Here is a 16,929-nt window from a genome sequence, read left to right as displayed (position 1 = left end):
GTGCCAGTGCCAGTGCCAGTAGAGGGAGGGGTAATGTCAGGTGTTGGGGTACCTTTTAGTGTCTCAATCACGTCATGTGTTGCAGTTTGTGGTGTGATTACATTTGATACTGAATGAGATGATGAATTAATGGTAAAAGCAGTCTGAAAGTTTTGTTCAGGTAACGAAATTTGAGATGTTCTAAATTGGCTTATGTCTTGGGTTGTGACATTACCATTATGAAAATGTGCACTCGCTGCTAGTCCTGTTGTTTGAGTTGAACCTGTTTCTACAATAAGCTTATTTAATGGCTGCTGCTGACTCGGTTCTATCGGGTTGCTATCAGCGATTTGACTGGCATTTTTAAGTGTTGAGCTTGTTAACTGTTGTGGCGTTGTGGATGTTTTTAAAACGTCTTGCTGAGTAGCTTCTGGATTAGCTTCTGGATTAGTAGCTGCATGAGTAAAATCTGCTTCAGTTGCTTTATCATCCTCAGATGCATTCGCTATATTCGTCTGCCAAGACTTGTCAGCTACCAGATCATTTTGTCTATTTGGGGTTATGTTCCCCGTATCTCGAGATTCTTTTGCCCGCAACTTTTTAGCATCATTATCAATTTTCTTTATTGCTTGCTGGATTTTATTTTCGGGCAGATCTTTTTTGAGTTTATTTTTTTCATTTGGCTTATTTTTATTATCTTTATTATCCGTGCTCATGGGATGCTCCTACCATTTATCTTTCGCCAAATGCTTCGTTAATGTTGGTGAACACTGGTTTCCATAAGTACTGGAAGACACTTTTTTCACCTGTCACAATATCTGCTTCGCCAGTCATTCCAGGAATTAATGCAAAACTATCGGGATTATCCAAAAAGTAGGGCTTATCAATGGCAAGCTGCACTTTATAAAATACACCGCCTTTTTCATCTTTATCTGTGCTTGGTGAAATACGTTTTACGATTCCATCTAACGCGCCATAACGGCTGTAATCAAACGCATCGATTTTGATTCTTGCTGATTGACCAACATGGACAAAGCCGATATCTCTTGGTGACAGCTTAATTTCCATCAAACCCGTTTTGGTCATGGGAACAATTACAGCCACAGTCCCACCTGGTTGAATGACGCTGCCAGTTGAAGATGTTGGGATTGATTGAATGATGCCGTCAACAGGCGCGGTTACGGTGTTTTGAGATACCAGTGAGCTGGATGATTTAAGCCTTGCTGTGACACCTAATAATTCAGCTTGGGTGTCAGTACGTTTTTCACCGACTTCTTTTAATAATGAAGCCTGTCTTTGTTTGAGTTGTTGCTGCAGATTTAGCAGGTTCTTGGTGAGAACTTGTTGTTTGCTTTCCATCGCCTTTAGCTCTCGCATGTAAGAATCAAGCTGTTGCTGTGATTCTAAAATGCGTAACTTTGAAACGGCTTGCTCTTCTGTTACTGACAACATCATTTTTAACGTTTGTTCTGCGGTTTGGATTTGATCGCTAAGGGGAGGTATTTCAGTTTTCAAACCATCCAATTCCGCTTGAGATTTGGCTATTTCAGATTCTGATAGCTGCTCAATTGCCACTCGTTCATCGATCATGCGATTAAGCGAAGACTGATGCAGCTTAACCAGTTGCGGGTACTCATAGGCGAACTCATCAAAATTAGCATCGCGAGCATCAATGAAGGCTTCGTAACGTTCAATTCGCATCATTAAGTTAGCACGTTTACTGGATAGTTCTTCCTCAGCTGACAAGCTGTCTATTGAGACAAAGCTTGCCAAAATATCACCTTGTTTAACAACGTCACCTTCTTCGACTACGACAGAAGCAATAGTGCCACCAGCACGGCTTTGAATAACCTGCCTATGGCCTAACGGCACCACTTGTCCTTTGGATTTTGAAATTTCTTCTACGCTGGTAAAAACAGACCAAACCAACATGATTAAAATTGAGCCGGTGATCAATAAGATGATATTTCGAATTAATTTACGCTCAGCAGGGGCTTCAATTGCTTCTGCAAATTCATGTTCTGGCCAGACTCGATTAGCTAGTTGACGATTATCCATTGGTTGGAGACTCCTGCATGACGGTGTTAGTGGCATCTGGCGTTTGAGGTGCTTGGTCTGGAATTGGGCCTGCATAAACCACAGCGCCTTTATCAAGAATAATGACCTTGTCAGCGTGTTTAATTAAATCTTGATCGTGGCTAGTAAACATTACGGTTGATTGTCCTTTTAAGTTTAATAAGGTCTTTATCAACTGCTGTTTTGATTCTGGATTTCGATGAGGTAATGGTTCATCAAGCAATAACAATGGCGATTGTTTTATCAGTGCGCGGGCAAGGTTGATGTAACTCCCTTCGATAGCGGAAAGCATGGCGTTATTCTCACCGAGTAAATCAACCGATAAGTCATTATTGATGCTATTAAAAAAGCTGGCCCCACCAGCGGCAATTATTGCGGTTTTAATTTCATCATCGGTAGCATCTGGTTTCGCTATCCGAATATTTTCAGCTAAAGTCCCTGGGAAAATATCAGGTTGTGATGGGCTATAAGCCACCCAATGCCTAAATATTTCAGTGTCATATTGTTTTAAATTTTTCCCATTCACGGTGACAAATCCAGCTTGTGCTTCCAACACGCCTAAGGCGCTCAGTAGCAAGGTTGATTTACCACAGGCATTGGGCCCTATAACGGCAACTAATTCACCGGGTTCTATGTCTACATTCACACCTGATAGTGCCGGCTCTCCTTCAGCTTTATATCTCAGGGTTAAATGCTGAAATGAAATTGCTGGTGCTTGAGTGTTATCAGGGGTGTCTAAGCGTAATTCTGATTGTTCCGTTGTTGCCTGCATGAACCGATCAAACTGTTTTACGGCAACATCCATCATGGTGAATTTTTGTTGAGATGAAAATGCCAGTTGTGCAGGGCCTGTAATCCGCCAAATCATCATCACACAGGCAATTAATGCACCGGAGGAAATCGTTTGATTTAGTACTAAAAATATTCCCGTAAACACTGTGATGAGTGCAGTGAATAAACTCAGTGAATGAGCAATGGCTGCATTTAGGCCATTTCGTTTAGCATAAAGAAAATTCTGGCGACTATTTTCACGGCATTGACGAATAAATTTTGTTTGCCAGCCTTCAGTATCACCAGCCGCTTTGAGTTGCAGTAGATTTTTCGCTAGTTCGCTTAGGGTATTTTGATACTCGCCACTAATTGTTGGCGAGGCTGCCTGAACATAGCGGCTGACGACTTTCATCACCAAGTAATACAGCATCAACATGCCAATAGGCACTAATACTAGCCAGCCACTTAAAAACATAATCGCCAGCAGCGCAATAATAGTGAAGGGCAGGTCGACTAAGCCGCCGCCTCCAGGGCCAGATAAGAGCATTCTGACTTTTTCTGCATTACGCATTCTAGCGATATGATTTGAAATGCCGACGCGTGACAGTACCATTAACGGCATCTGTAATAGTCGATAAAAGGTTATCTGGGAAAGGTCTCTAGCAAATCGATTACTGGTGGTGGCAAGAATTTGCGCCCGCGCTAAGCGGGTTGATACTAATACGCCAACAGCAAGCGCTCCACCTAAGGCTATGCTGGGGAGTATGGAGGGTGTTTGACCACCAATGACTCGGTCATATACAGCCATGGTAAACAGAGGTACTGCTAACCCTGTAATACTGGACAGTAAACTCAGCCAGAAAACGGGACGATACCATTTAGTTCTCTTACTCATGTGAGCGGCGAATGCTTGAACACTCTTTTTACTACGAGGTAAGGCATCAATAACAAATAAGTATGCATCATCTGTTAGCTGAGTCATATCGACCGTTTGCCAATGATTATTCTCTAGTTTTTCGAACTGATGTCCCTGTCTTCTTGCTATAAAGGCATTGTCTTTCGCTGGGACAACTAAGAAAGGGTAGATGGTTAAATGCAGGGTACTATCTGACGGTTTAATAACAGAGAAACCAATTTGATGTTTTTTTAATAAGCGGGAAACAGCGAGAGTATTGAGATCGTTTTCAGTGTCACTAGCCACGTTACTGGCTTGAGTGTAAAGACCTAATTGTTGTAACAGCTCAACTAGTAATGGTTTTAGTTCTAAAGTCTTCATAGGATCACCTCCTGTGAATCACTATTATCCACGTGCGGCGATTTATTAGTTTCTTTAGGCTGAGCATGTCCCTCAATTGTGACAACTTCATCACTAATTTTACCGATTTCAGGGTAGTGGGATGCCGCTACAATGGTCATTTGTTGTTTCAGTTGGGCCAATAAAGTGAGTAGTTTATTTTGGGCATCGGCATCAAGTGAAATCATCGGCTCATCCAATAGCAATATCGACGGTTTTTGGACTATCGCTCTGACTATTGCAATGAGTTTAATTGCCCCTTTATTTAGCATTTGGTTGTCATTTTCACCGACTGAAGTTTGATAACCATTGGGCAATTCGGCAATTTTAGCCGTTAAGCCTAAACTGTCAGCAATTGCCATTGCTTGTGGTTCATACTCTGCTCGGAACATCGTCATATTCTCAAGTAAACTACCTGCAAATAAGGTTGGCCAAGGGGCAACATAGTTAACGGACTGTCGAAACTCTTTACTATCGTGTGCATGAAGTAAAACCCCATCAATGGCGACTTCACCTGTACTTATCTTTTGAAATCCAGCAATGATACTGAGTAAGTGGCTAGCATGACTCAGGGGATTTGATTGCAGGGTAACTAAGGTTTTAGGGAGGATCTCTAAATTCAACTGTTGAATGACAGTGCCTAAATTACTGCTATCGACTTTTTGAAACCTAATAGGGCCGTTAGGGATTTTTTGTTGATAGATTTTTTCAGCACTAAACGCTTCGGCTGGAATGGCGGTCAAATCATCTACGTGTGACATCGCCGTTTTGGCACTCACAAGTCGAGAACGAAGGCTAATAATTGCACTTAATGGTGCGATGGCGCGACCCGCTAATATTGAACATGCAGCCAGTCCACCCGTTGTAAGCGAACCGTTAAGGACTTCTAAACAACCTAGCATCACTAATATTAGTGTTGTTCCTTGCGATGCTGCTTGGATGACTTCTTGTAACTTAGCTGATAACCAATCGACTTGTTGCTGTTGTGCTAGTCGCTGGTGGTTTATTTTATTATAAATACTGGCTAATCGGTCTTCTAAAGATAGGGCCTTGGCTGTGGTTAGCCCTGATAACACCAGTATCAACATTCGGGTTCGTTCAGCATCTGAAAGAGCGAGATCCTCAGTGGCTATGGCGAGTTTTTTGCCAATGACATAAACCAGAGCGCCAACAAGTACCCAGACGACTATCGGAATGAATACCAGCGGGCCACCAATATAGGCAACCAATGCAAGAAAAATGAGCACAAATGGAAAATCCATCAGTGCCACAATTGCTTGCCCTGAATAGAGCTCTCGCATACTCGCAATACTGGCTAAACCATTAGTAACTTTACCTGTTCCCATGGATTCAACATGGTGATAGTCCGCTTGCATGAGCTTGTTAACCACCTTGGTTGTGGTTTCTAATTCAAAATTGGCTGCTGATGCTGCAAGTAGCCAACTGCGGCCATATCTGAGTAATAATTCCAGTAAAATCGCAATCGCCACACCAGAAACAAGAATAGTGGCAGTACCATAACCTTGATTTGGCAGAATACGATCGTAGATTTGTAGCATGGTGAATGGCAGCGCAAGCGACAATAAATTGATAAATGTCGATGACAATAATAGCTCGGGAAAGGCTTTATTCCTGGAAAATAAACTGAAGTTTTCCTGCATACAAAAAATGTCCTTTTTATCGCAATGCGTAACGACTAAGCAATCAATAAACCAATGATTTAAGCGTAGCTTGTTTTAGTCAGTTTTCCTTACCTTAATCAAACTTAATTTAAATATTAAGCAATCAATATAACATCTTGGGGTTAAACTGATTTTTAATCAGATGCAGCGAGTTTGCTCGAAATGGCGGCATTATTACGAGGGATAAGAGAATGAGTTTGCATGAGGTACGCGTGGAGTATGTAAAGGGAGGCCGCTTATTAAAATTAATGCAAAGATAATAAAAAACCATGAGTAATAACTCATGGTTTTTAGCTGAAATGTAGACCTATCTAGACTTGATATATTCTTAAGGTTGTTGGCGAGTTGGCGCTAAGACAATTTCTCGTACACAAACATTTTGCGGCATTTCAAAGGCAAATACAGCCGCATCAGCAACTGCTGTAGGCTCGATAACGCCGCCCATGAACTCTTTCCATTCTTGGTAGCCGGCTTTAATATCTTCATCGGTTGTGTGGCTAAGCAGGGCCGTTTCAACAGCGCCTGGAGCGATAGTCACCATTCGCACATCATCCATCGCCACTTCTTCGCGGATATTTTCAGTTAGCGCATGCACAGCAAACTTACTGGCACAATATGCTGCATGGTTAGGGAATGTTTTACGACCCGCTATAGAGCTTACGTTGATAATAGTGCCTGTTTTACGGGCTTTCATATCAGCAAGCACAGCGTGAATACCATTAAGCACGCCCATCACATTGATGTTGAGCATTTGGCTCCACTGGGCAGGATCTTGTACATCTGCTTGACCAAGTAGCATTACGCCAGCGTTATTGACTAAACAGCCAACAGGGCCAAACTTTGCTTCAGCAGTCGCAATCGCTGTTTTCATCGCTGCAGCATCAGTAACATCAACGCTAACAGATAAGCTGTTGGGCAGGTTAAGTGCTTGCATTGGTTCAACGCGACGAGCAAGTAAAAGTAGTGGGTGACCTTTAGCGCTAAATGCATTCGCCATAGCGGCGCCAATACCTGATGATGCGCCAGTAATGACAACAAGTGATTTCATGATTTTTACCTCGTTCGTTAAGTTGTGTCCATTATAGGTAATGGCTCATTGTTGATATATAATCCACAAAGAACATCATTATTTACCTGTGACTCCTAATAACTTGTTGATGACCACAAACTAAAATAGACATTATTATGAACTTAGACATAAATTTGATTGATATCAGAGCCTTTGTGGTGATTGCTGAGCAAGGTAACTTTACTCAAGCTGCACAGGTCTTAGGCTGCTCACGTTCGCATTTATCAAAGCAATTATTAAGTTTAGAAAAATTTCTTGGTGTTAGCCTAATTATTAGGACCACCAGAACCCAAAGACTGACAGAGCAAGGTCAGCAATTGCTGTTGCAATGCCAGCAAGCGTTAGCGCAAATCGATCAGGTGGTGGCAATGACATTAGACAGCGCTGAAACATTACAGGGCAATATTCACATTAATTGCGTTGGCGGGGTGATTGGTGAAGATATTTTAGTGGCCTTGGTGAATGATTTTATTAAACAGTATCCAGAAATTACCATCGATCTTGATTTTAGTAGCCAGCGGGTTGATTTAATCGAGGGCCATTTTGATATTGTATTTCGCATGGGCGAACTGGCAGATTCAAGCTTGGTGGCCAGAAAGCTGATGGATATCGAAAACCGCACTTTAGTCGCCCCTGAATACTTAGCGAAATATGGTCAACCGCAGCATCCAAGCGAGCTTAATAATCACCTGTGTATTACTGGCTCGATCAGCCATTGGCGCTTTGGCCATAGGCAAGATGCTCAAGCTGTAGACGTTGCCATTAAGGGCGGTTTTAAGTGTAAAAATGGCCGCGCTATGAAAGCCAGCGCCTTAGCAGGAAATGGCATTGTGCGATTACCTTATTTATATTGCGCTAATGAAATTGCAGCGGGTCAATTAGTGAATGTGTTTAATGATTGGCATATTCCCGACACGCCTTTTTATATGCTTTACCATAAAGATAAATTCCAACCAGAAAGGCTGAAAAAATTTATTCAATTCACCATGGAAAATTTTAAGCGCTATCTACCTGATTCATAAAATAACATTTAAAAAACGGCTGATTAAATTCATCTATGCCGTAAAAGTCTAACGGGATTGAAGCCTATTTTTAATTTTTTCGACTATCTTTATTAGATAATTAAAAATGAAAATGGTGAATGATGAGATCCTTAGCGCTGCTATTGTTTTTACTGCTGTTTGCGATAAATACGCAAGCGGGTCAGCTTTATTTTGAAGCTCGCAGTGATAGCATGGGCGGTACAGGTGTAGCCTCATCTAGCCGTATCGGCGCAAGTTTTATTAATCCCGCTTTACTGGCTATTTACGCCCCAAAAACCAATGAGTTCTCCTTACTGTTACCGGTTGTGGCTGCTGAAGTGGATGATAGCGACAATATGCTTGATAAGTTTGACTCACTACAAGACAGTTTTGATGACTTAGAAACGGCCATAAACGGCAATGATACTGATGATATTGCTGGTTTTCGTGATGATTTAGTTATTAATTTAAATGCCCTCAACGGCACTAACGCCTCGGTATCAGCCGCAATTGGCGCAGCATTAGTATTGCCAACTCAAACCGTGCCAATGGCGCTATTTTACAAAAGTCACCTTGACGCTATGGGCGTTGCTGATATTGCTCAAGGTGATATTGATATGCTGACTAATCTCGATCCCGCCAACCCTCCTGCAGATCTCACTGACTTAGACTCTCAAGGCATTGTATTAGCCGCCGGAGTCACAGATTTTGGGGTGGCGTTAAGCTTTCCACTATCTATAGTTAACATGCCTGTAAAAGTTGGGATTTCACCTAAGTTTCAACGCATTGATACCTATCATTACAGTGCCAGTGCCAATAACTTTGATGTCGATGATTTTGATGATGATAAATATCGAAATGATGACAGCTTATTTAACCTTGATCTTGGGGTGGCTATTGAGCCAACAGAAAGCTTAACCTTAGGGCTGTCTGCTCGTAATTTATTCAGTAAAAAAATAACCACAGTTGAAGCTCAAGGACGGACATTTGAATACCAAATTGAGCCGTTAGTCACAGTGGGAGCTGCTTATGATTGGTCCAGAGTCACCTTAACCACGGATATTGATCTGGTGGAGCAAAGCCGTTTTAGCGAGTTTGATGCGGTGCAGTATTGGCGAGTGGGCGGTGAAGTTAAAGCCACTGACTGGCTGTTTTTACGCATGGGCTACCGCCATGACTTAAAAGATAATAGCGTAGATATTTACTCTTTCGGCACCGGCTTTGCCATCGGCCAAGCCTTTAAGCTGGATATGAGCGGCAGCTATGGTGATGATGCCATTGGCGCTGTGCTGCAAACTTCTTATCACTTTTAAGCGTTATCATTTTTAGCTGTCATCATTGTTGCATTTATATCTGCCACAAAAAGATGATCGACTAGCCTGCTGATAATTCAATTAACGACTTAAGGGTTAGCAATAATGCACTTAAGCTACATAACACCATAGTGGCGATGCGAGTCTTATTTTTATCAACCTTATTGGTTAGCTTTCCTGCGGCAATATTTCCGAGTATGACAGATGGCAATAGCATCAATGACAACCACAGATGCTTTTCTTCCACTAAGCCTGCAAGCATTAAAATAATCAGTGCGATCATTGAGCTGAAAACAAAAAAGATCGATAGCGCGGCTCTAAACTGCGGCGCATCTTTACCGGCTAATAAAATCGCTAATGGTGGCCCACCAATGGCGGCAATATTTCCAAATACCCCCGACAAGACACCTGCAATAAATAGCGAAAGCCGATTTACTGGCGCTGTGATCTTAAAAATACTCAGCAACACCGCTGCGCCGACAATAAAGGCAATGGCTAACCCCAGTACTGCTTGGGGGGCAAACAGTAATAAACCTGCGCCCATAAAGCCACCAGGTATTCGCCCCAGCAGCGCATATTGCAGCCCATTAAACTCCAGTTGAGTACGTTCACGCAATAAGGTCAATAAGGCGATGGAAAAACCCATCATAATCACAGGGGCTGGGACTAATTGTGGGTCGATGATATAGAGAAGTGGACTGGCAACAACCGCAAGCCCAAAACCGATAAGGCCTTGGGTTAATGCGCCTAGAAAAATGATAACCGATGCAAGCATCAAGGTCTGCGGATCGATAAATTCCATTGTCGACTCTTTAGGCGCAATACTGCAACTCACTCTCAGCTTGAGAGCTCGATGCGTTAAATGACGAGCAGTGTTTGATTAATTGAGCAGGCTTATGCTTTAGCGCAAGTACTTTAGCGCAAGTACTTCAGCGCTAGTCGCTAGCTTGACTTAATCAAGATCTTCCCACTCAATTCCCATGGCATCCATCAAAGCTTTTGCTTCAGATGGGATGCTATCAGGCCCTTCTTTTGATAAGTCACCGTCATTTGGCAGTGGTTGTCCAGTGTAGGCATGCAAAAATGCTTCACACAGTAGTTCACTATTGGTTGCATGACGTAAGTTATTAACCTGGCGGCGGGTACGTTCATCAGTCAATACTTTTAAAACTTTTAAAGGTATGGATACCGTGATTTTTTTAACTTGTTCATTTTTTTTGCCATGTTCGGCATATGGGCTGATATAGTCGCCATTCCATTCAGTCATTAACTCACCTTTATACGATAGATTCGTGGCAGATTTTAACCGCTAAATAATAACAGTCAAATTATTGCGGTTATTCTATAACGAATGGAAATAGATTTCTTTATGTTTAGACGTCTAAACGGCTGATTTGTATTGACGATGTGACTTAGCTTAGGTACATTTAGCCATCTAGACATCTCTTTAGTGTGTATTCTTTAGGAGTTTACAATGAGCAAACATCGCGCAGCTACGCTAGCAGTACGCCAAGGTATCGAGTCAGATACCCAATACGGCGCTGTAGTCCCGCCGATTTATCTATCAACAAACTATTCTTTTGATGGCCATAAAAACCCTAGAGAGTTTGATTATAGTCGTTCAGGAAACCCGACGCGCTGCGTGTTAGGTGAAGCCATTGCCAAACTTGAACATGGCGCTACTGGGGTGGTTACTTGTACCGGTATGGCTGCGATTACCTTGGTCACTAGTTTATTAGGCCCCGATGATTTACTGATTGTGCCTCACGATTGTTATGGCGGTAGTTACCGTTTGTTCACAAATCTTGCCAACAAAGGCCAATTTAAATTACTGGTGATTGATCAAACAGATGAGCAAGCACTCAGTGATGCGATTGCTCAGAAACCTAAAATGGTGTGGTTAGAAACGCCGTCAAACCCATTATTACGTGTTGTTGATATCAAAGCTATTGCTGAGCAAAGCCATAAAGTCGATGCCTTAGTTGTGGTTGATAACACCTTTTTATCGCCAATTTTGCAACAGCCATTAGAGCTAGGCGCTGATATCGTCATGCATTCCACCACCAAATATATCAATGGTCATAGTGACGTTGTAGGTGGCGCTGTGGTGGCAAAAGACCCTGAACTGGGTGAGTTACTACACTGGTGGTCAAACACCTTAGGGCTAACAGGCTCGGCTTTTGATAGTTACCTAACCTTACGTGGCATTCGTACTTTAGTTGTACGTATTCGCGAGCATCAAAAAAATGCTGAGCAAGTTATTGACGTACTTCAGGCCAGCAATCTTGTCGAAAAAGTGTATTATCCAGGCTTAAAAGACCACCCAGGTCACGATATTGCAGCTAAGCAACAACAAGGCTTCGGCGCTATGTTAAGTTTCGAACTTAAAGGTGGTGAAGCAGAAGTGGTCGCCTTTTTAAATGCACTGTCTATTTTCAGTGTTGCTGAAAGCTTAGGCGGAGTGGAAAGCTTAGTTGCCGTACCTGCAACCATGACCCATAGAGCAATGGCGCCTGCAGCACGGTATGAAGCTGGCATTAAAGATACTTTACTGCGACTATCTGTCGGGATTGAAGATGCTGAAGACTTGGTTGCCGATATTGAAGTAGGCTTAGCTGCTGTCGCTGCGCTTTAAGTTAATCTCCCTTGGCTATATTCATGTAGTCAGGCTGGTATATGTTGTTTAAGGAGTGAAAAATGGCCCGCAGTCATTTACATAAATTTGGTGGTTCAAGTCTTGCTGATGCAGATTGCTATCGCCGCGTTGCCCATATTTTACTGACTCATGGCAACAGTGATGATTTAGTCGTTGTTTCAGCTGCGGGTAAAAGTACTAACTTTTTATATAAATTACTCTCCTTAAGAGAAAACGGTGACTTGTGGCAAGAAGAGCTACAAGTACTGGTGAGCTATCAGCAAAACCTGATTGAGCAACTTCTCTCAAACGAACAAGCGCGCGATTTACGTGAGCGCCTATCAACCGATAAATCGCAATTAGTCAGTTTATTGTCCCTTGAAGAGCGCAATGAATTTCAGCTCAATCATGTATTAAGCTTTGGTGAGCGTTGGTCAGCACGATTAATGGCAGCCTTATTAAGAGAGTCTGGCGTTGCTGCCGCGAATATTGATGCCTGCTCACTGCTGGTGGCTGATGAAGGGCCTGTGCCGAATATTCGTCTTGATGAGTCCCGCGAAAAAGTCCAAAAGCTGCTGGATGCTAATCCAAATACACGGTTAGTTATCACCGGCTTTATCTGCGCCAACAGTAAAGGGGATACATTATTACTTGGCCGCAATGGCTCAGATTACAGCGCCACCTTAATTGCCAGCTTAGCGGACATTGAACGAGTGACTATTTGGACCGATGTTGAAGGGGTATTTAACGCTGATCCGAATAAAATTAATGATGCCAAATTACTTGAAAGCATGTCACTTGCTGAAGCCGATCGTTTAGCTAAACTCGGCTCGCCAGTACTGCACAGCCGAACTTTACAGCCCTTATTTGATACTAATGTTAGTCTCGCGGTGCGCTCAAGTTACGCATCACATACTGACTTTACCCTTATTGCGCCCCAAAGTTCGTCAGCTAGCGCTCCAGTGGTTACCAGTTTAAATGAAGTGGTGCTGTTTCGCTTTAAGCAGCAAGCGCTAATTCAAACCACACTCAAATTACTTGAGCAAGCCGGTATTGCGCCGCTAGCATATTGGTGCTCTGCCCATCATAAAGTTGAACTGGCATTCACTGCTGAAAACCAAAAGCAGGTACAAGCGTTACTGGAGCTACATAGTCATGAGCTATTAATTAGCGATATCCATGCTCATACTGATTTAGGTTTAGTCGCTTTGGTTAGTGCTGATGCAGAGCACTACCGCCGCAGCTTTGCCCGATTATTAAGTCGCGATGCCAAACCCCTGTATCAAGATGGTTTGAGTTTAGTGACCTTAGTGCCTAAATCTCAGGTTAATTTACTCACCCAAAAAGTACACCGACGCTGCGCAGGCCCGCGATTGCGTATTGGGGTATTATTGCTTGGGGTCGGTAATATTGGTGAAGCCTGGATTGATTTATTTCAGCGCTCATCCACCATGCTTAACCGTGAACTAGAAGCCAATGTGCAACTTGTGGGTTTAGTGAGTTCAAAAGAGGCGCTCATTTGCCAGCAAGGAATAGATGCCAATAACTGGCAAGATGACTTTGATACCACAGCAACAACATGGGACTACCCTAGTTTATTTGAGCAGCTTGAGCTGCTCGACTGCGATGAGCTGGTGGCCTTGGATATCAGTGCTAGCGCCAGCTTAACCTTACAATACCCAGAGTTTTTCGCTCGAGGGATTCATATGGTGAGCGCCAATAAACTTGCAGGCTCAGGGCCGTTACCTTTTTACCGTGAGCTTAAGCAGCAGCTAAGTAACCGGCGTTTATTTTGGCGTTACAATGCCAGTTGCGGCGCTGGCTTACCAGTACAGCATGCCCTAAACGATTTACGCAATAGTGGCGACAATATCGAAGCTGTTGGCGGTATTTTTTCAGGTACTTTATGTTGGCTGTTTGAGCATTACGATGGGCAAAAATCTTTTTCTGAACTCGTGGTTGAAGCCCGCGGATTAGGCATTACAGAGCCAGATCCTCGAGATGATTTATCTGGCCGAGATATGCAGCGAAAGTTACTTATTCTGGCCCGTGAAATTGGCTTTGAGATTGAGCTTGATGCCATTGAATTAAATTCATTAGTGCCAGCTGAATTAGCCGACTTGTCGTTAGATGACTTTTTAGCGCGCATTGGCGAGTTAGATGAGTTTATGTTGCAGCAATATAGTGCAGCCTTTGAGCAAAATAAAGTCTTAAGGTATGTGGCATCTTTAGATAAAGTCGATGGCAAAATGCATGCTGAAGTAGGCATTCAATGGGTCGACTCGAACCATCCCTATGCCAGTTTAACCCCTGGAGATAATGTGTTTGTCATCCGCAGCACTTTTTATCAGGGCAATCCGTTAATTATTCGCGGCCCAGGTGCTGGCCGAGAAGTTACCGCAGCAGCTGTGCAGTCTGACTTAGTACAAATCTGTAAGGATTTACTGCAGGAGTGATCCTTAAGCGCGAGTTAAACGACGATTAACTTGGTTGAAAGATTAACTTTAAAGGCCTATTCCCTAACGGAATAGGCCTTTTTTATTGTCATAAAATAGCGCTAAAAGCATAAGCTCAGAGTTAACTTCACTCCCAGTCGATTTGCTGATGATTAATCGACAACGACCTTTTCATTATCAGTCTTTAGCCTGCAAATGTTCGCTGTCTGTTCTTTGGTAAGCGTATTTGGGTTACTTTTTCTTTGGTGGAGAGTATTCAATTAAGTCATATAAAGTGGATCTGATGGACTACATTTATTATTCCAGTAGCTAAACATCATTCAAGGAGAGGGCGGTATATGAAATTCCTTTTACAAGTCATCACGATAATAGCAATAGGGGCAAGTCGTAACTTGGCTATTGCCGATATTCCTGCTCAATCTCCCAAAGAGTTATTGCAAACCGTACCCACACAGGCGCAAGTTTGTTTAACTTGCCATGGTGTTAATGGTGAGGGTTTAGGTGTTATAGGGCCTAGGTTGGCGGGTTTATCCAGTGAGTATATCGCCTCGCAGCTGGTTAATTTTCAAATGGGTAATCGACAAAGTCCCACAATGTCGGCGATGGCTGCGACAGTACAAGGTGATGCTATCCAAGTCGTTGCTGATTTCTTTGCCGCTAAAACAGTAGCTGAGATCCCATTGCAATACCGCGGTGACAAGGTTGTGATAACTGATACGGCGGAAAAATTGGCTTATCAGGGAGATTGGGGCCGCGATATACCTGCCTGTACTAGCTGTCATGGACCTTCAGGCATTGGCGCAGCCAACTTCCCTCGACTTGCAGGCCAAGAACCTAGCTATTTAAAAAACCAACTATTGGCTTGGCAAAATGGTACTAGAAAAGGTGATGTCGATAATATGATGGCTAATATTGCCGCTAAGCTGACTGCTGATGAAATTGACGCATTGTCAGCGTACTTTTCAGCTTTAAAACCTCTGGTTCAAAATGCTGCTGCTCAACAGCCTTTGGCACAAAAATAAGGACATACCATGAAACTGTTTAATTATTTAGTCGCAGGTGTGTTTATCAGTTCAGTTAGCGCTGCAGAATTACCCGATAGGCAAGCTCAGATTCCCGCTATAGCAAAAGATCCCGCAGCGCAGTATCTGCAACCTAGCGATTTATCAGCTATTCCAGAGGGTGAGTTTGGCGACAAAGTACGTTTGGGCTATCAGATATTTGTTAATACTCAGCAATTAAGAGATAAATATGTCGGCAATGAGCTTAATTGCGTTAATTGTCATATGAACGCAGGTAATAAAGCCAATGCTTCACCGCTATGGGCTGCCTATATGGCTTATCCCGCTTATCGAAAGAAAAATGACAAAGTGAATAGCTACCAGGAACGGATTCAAGGTTGCTTTACTTATTCAATGAATGGTACAGCCCCCGCATCAGGCAGTAAGGAACTTGTGGCTATCTCAGCTTATTCTTATTGGCTAGCCATGAGCGGTTTACTGAATCAATTTAATCTCGATAGCAAAGTAGCAGAGTTGAGTGATGTAGAACTGGTAAAAGGTGGCAATAGAGAAGAGTTCCCAATTCCAGCTGCAGTGAAAGCTAAGTGGGATCAAAAAGCCTTAACTTCACTTGCTGGCCGAGGTTTTCCCAAGTTAGAAGCGCCAGAACAAGCTTATTCAACTGAGCGAGGCGAAATAGTTTATCAAACCCATTGTCAGGCTTGTCATGGCGTTGATGGTCAAGGCATTAAAATGGCTAATGTGAGCGCTTTACCGCCATTATGGGGGCCGCAAAGCTACAACTGGGGCGCAGGGATGCATAGAGTGAACACTGCAGCTAATTTTATCTATGAGAATATGCCGCTGGGTAAAAGTATTCAGCTAACAGTGCAGCAGGCTTGGGATGTGGCAGCTTTTGTTAATGCCCATGAAAGGCCGCAAGATCCGCGTTTTAAAGGAGACCTGCCACAAACCCAAAAAAGTTATCATCAACATGATGGCTTTTATGGCAAGCAGCAGCTTGGTAATGTTTTAGGCGCCGAAGCTTATCCAAATTTTCCTGTTAATAAGTAGGACTTTAACCAGTTTCAAGCTTATGCTTTTAAGCTACAATCGTTAAGGCATAGCCTTATCTCATAAAGCATTTTATGGAAATTAAACCAGTTAACGAAACAAAGTGAACCAGATGAAAGATGTAGAAATATACTCACCAAACCAAGCAAATGAACCATTAGTATCTGAGGCACAAGACGCGATTTTTGAGCCATTAGCGTGCCCCGTTTGCCAGCAGGTTAATCAATGCGCGGTTAGTGCGGGTAAACCGATTGAAGACTGCTGGTGTTTAAGCGCTTCAGCTAAAGCTGTGATCAGTGACAAGCTGCGCACAGAGTTAAAGGGCAAAGCCTGCGTCTGTCAAAGCTGCTATCAAAAACTGTCCCAGTGAAGGCCTTAATGACTGCTTATTCAGGGTGTTTAGGCTAGGTTGTAATGGTTCAATAAGATTTAAGCGCTAATTTAGTTAGCGCTTTTTTTATAATTAAATTAATTTAATTGGCTGATAAAAACTGTTATTTGCTGATTTGTTCGGTTTGAATCGTACCGATGTTTCCAATTTAGTGCCAATGAAGGTA

14 protein-coding genes are annotated in these 16,929 nt (G+C 42.8%); 7 read left to right on the top strand and 7 right to left on the bottom strand.

Annotation, left to right across the window (positions count from 1 at the left end; translation table 11 throughout):
• From BCU91_RS07845 to BCU91_RS07825, 5 genes are all read right to left on the bottom strand, one after another.
• On the bottom strand, positions 1-695 hold a 695-nt coding region (locus BCU91_RS07845; protein ID WP_133126591.1), incomplete at its 3' end, for a hypothetical protein.
• A 16-nt stretch (positions 696-711) separates the two neighbouring features.
• On the bottom strand, positions 712-2,037 hold the full coding sequence (locus tag BCU91_RS07840) for an HlyD family type I secretion periplasmic adaptor subunit (protein WP_102531232.1): 1,326 nt from the start codon (positions 2,035-2,037) through the stop codon (positions 712-714).
• Positions 2,030-4,102, bottom strand: a complete 2,073-nt coding sequence (locus BCU91_RS07835) for an ATP-binding cassette domain-containing protein (protein WP_102531231.1) — start codon at positions 4,100-4,102, stop codon at positions 2,030-2,032. The genes BCU91_RS07840 and BCU91_RS07835 overlap by 8 nt, the downstream gene beginning before the upstream one ends.
• Positions 4,099-5,781, bottom strand: coding sequence for an ABC transporter transmembrane domain-containing protein (locus BCU91_RS07830; RefSeq protein ID WP_102531230.1), 1,683 nt, complete (start codon positions 5,779-5,781; stop codon positions 4,099-4,101). The genes BCU91_RS07835 and BCU91_RS07830 overlap by 4 nt, the downstream gene beginning before the upstream one ends.
• A gap of 349 nt (positions 5,782-6,130) precedes the next feature.
• Positions 6,131-6,850 (bottom strand): SDR family oxidoreductase, encoded by a 720-nt coding sequence (locus tag BCU91_RS07825; protein ID WP_102475367.1) that lies wholly within the window; start codon positions 6,848-6,850, stop codon positions 6,131-6,133.
• A 137-nt stretch (positions 6,851-6,987) separates the two neighbouring features.
• On the opposite strand from BCU91_RS07825, the gene BCU91_RS07820 reads away from it, so the two are divergent.
• Positions 6,988-7,893, top strand: a complete 906-nt coding sequence (locus tag BCU91_RS07820; protein ID WP_102531229.1) for a LysR family transcriptional regulator — start codon at positions 6,988-6,990, stop codon at positions 7,891-7,893.
• Between the two features lie 122 nt (positions 7,894-8,015).
• Positions 8,016-9,206, top strand: coding sequence for a conjugal transfer protein TraF (locus BCU91_RS07815; RefSeq protein ID WP_102436604.1), 1,191 nt, complete (start codon positions 8,016-8,018; stop codon positions 9,204-9,206).
• Positions 9,207-9,267: 61 nt separating this feature from the next.
• On the opposite strand, the gene BCU91_RS07810 is transcribed toward BCU91_RS07815, so the two are convergent.
• A complete protein-coding gene (locus BCU91_RS07810; protein ID WP_102475366.1) occupies positions 9,268-10,008 on the bottom strand; it encodes a sulfite exporter TauE/SafE family protein in 741 nt (246 codons plus the stop codon).
• Positions 10,009-10,158: 150 nt separating this feature from the next.
• Complete coding sequence (metJ, locus tag BCU91_RS07805; RefSeq protein ID WP_076538901.1) at positions 10,159-10,473, bottom strand: met regulon transcriptional regulator MetJ; 315 nt, start codon at positions 10,471-10,473, stop codon at positions 10,159-10,161.
• A gap of 207 nt (positions 10,474-10,680) precedes the next feature.
• On the opposite strand from metJ, the gene metB reads away from it, so the two are divergent.
• The 5 genes from metB (at position 10,681) to BCU91_RS07780 (ending at position 16,742) form a co-directional block, all read left to right on the top strand.
• On the top strand, positions 10,681-11,841 hold the full coding sequence (gene metB / locus BCU91_RS07800; RefSeq protein ID WP_102531228.1) for a cystathionine gamma-synthase: 1,161 nt from the start codon (positions 10,681-10,683) through the stop codon (positions 11,839-11,841).
• Between the two features lie 62 nt (positions 11,842-11,903).
• Positions 11,904-14,297: a bifunctional aspartate kinase/homoserine dehydrogenase II gene (locus BCU91_RS07795; protein ID WP_102436610.1), complete on the top strand. Its 2,394-nt coding sequence runs from the start codon at positions 11,904-11,906 to the stop codon at positions 14,295-14,297.
• A gap of 338 nt (positions 14,298-14,635) precedes the next feature.
• Positions 14,636-15,319, top strand: a complete 684-nt coding sequence (locus BCU91_RS07790; protein ID WP_102436612.1) for a c-type cytochrome — start codon at positions 14,636-14,638, stop codon at positions 15,317-15,319.
• 9 nt (positions 15,320-15,328) lie between these two features.
• A complete protein-coding gene (locus BCU91_RS07785) occupies positions 15,329-16,372 on the top strand; it encodes a c-type cytochrome (RefSeq protein WP_102436614.1) in 1,044 nt (347 codons plus the stop codon).
• A 112-nt stretch (positions 16,373-16,484) separates the two neighbouring features.
• Positions 16,485-16,742, top strand: coding sequence for a cysteine-rich CWC family protein (locus BCU91_RS07780; RefSeq protein WP_102531227.1), 258 nt, complete (start codon positions 16,485-16,487; stop codon positions 16,740-16,742).
• The last annotated feature ends 187 nt before the right edge of the window (positions 16,743-16,929 follow it).

This window comes from Shewanella sp. 10N.286.52.B9 (assembly GCF_002873635.1).
Taxonomy (GTDB): domain Bacteria; phylum Pseudomonadota; class Gammaproteobacteria; order Enterobacterales; family Shewanellaceae; genus Shewanella.
This window is presented reverse-complemented; position numbering and strand designations above follow the sequence as displayed.

Excerpts from the sequence above, each read along its gene's own strand:
- BCU91_RS07815 (WP_102436604.1), top strand. The coding sequence starts at position 8,016 with ATGAGATCCTTAGCGCTGCTATTGTTTTTACTGCTGTTTGCGATAAAT.
- metJ (WP_076538901.1), bottom strand. The coding sequence starts at position 10,473 with ATGACTGAATGGAATGGCGACTATATCAGCCCATATGCCGAACATGGC.
- BCU91_RS07840 (WP_102531232.1), bottom strand. The coding sequence starts at position 2,037 with ATGGATAATCGTCAACTAGCTAATCGAGTCTGGCCAGAACATGAATTT.
- BCU91_RS07835 (WP_102531231.1), bottom strand. The coding sequence starts at position 4,102 with ATGAAGACTTTAGAACTAAAACCATTACTAGTTGAGCTGTTACAACAA.
- BCU91_RS07825 (WP_102475367.1), bottom strand. The coding sequence starts at position 6,850 with ATGAAATCACTTGTTGTCATTACTGGCGCATCATCAGGTATTGGCGCC.
- BCU91_RS07785 (WP_102436614.1), top strand. The coding sequence starts at position 15,329 with ATGAAACTGTTTAATTATTTAGTCGCAGGTGTGTTTATCAGTTCAGTT.
- BCU91_RS07790 (WP_102436612.1), top strand. The coding sequence starts at position 14,636 with ATGAAATTCCTTTTACAAGTCATCACGATAATAGCAATAGGGGCAAGT.
- BCU91_RS07810 (WP_102475366.1), bottom strand. The coding sequence starts at position 10,008 with ATGGAATTTATCGATCCGCAGACCTTGATGCTTGCATCGGTTATCATT.
- BCU91_RS07780 (WP_102531227.1), top strand. The coding sequence starts at position 16,485 with ATGAAAGATGTAGAAATATACTCACCAAACCAAGCAAATGAACCATTA.
- metB (WP_102531228.1), top strand. The coding sequence starts at position 10,681 with ATGAGCAAACATCGCGCAGCTACGCTAGCAGTACGCCAAGGTATCGAG.
- BCU91_RS07830 (WP_102531230.1), bottom strand. The coding sequence starts at position 5,781 with ATGCAGGAAAACTTCAGTTTATTTTCCAGGAATAAAGCCTTTCCCGAG.
- BCU91_RS07795 (WP_102436610.1), top strand. The coding sequence starts at position 11,904 with ATGGCCCGCAGTCATTTACATAAATTTGGTGGTTCAAGTCTTGCTGAT.
- BCU91_RS07820 (WP_102531229.1), top strand. The coding sequence starts at position 6,988 with ATGAACTTAGACATAAATTTGATTGATATCAGAGCCTTTGTGGTGATT.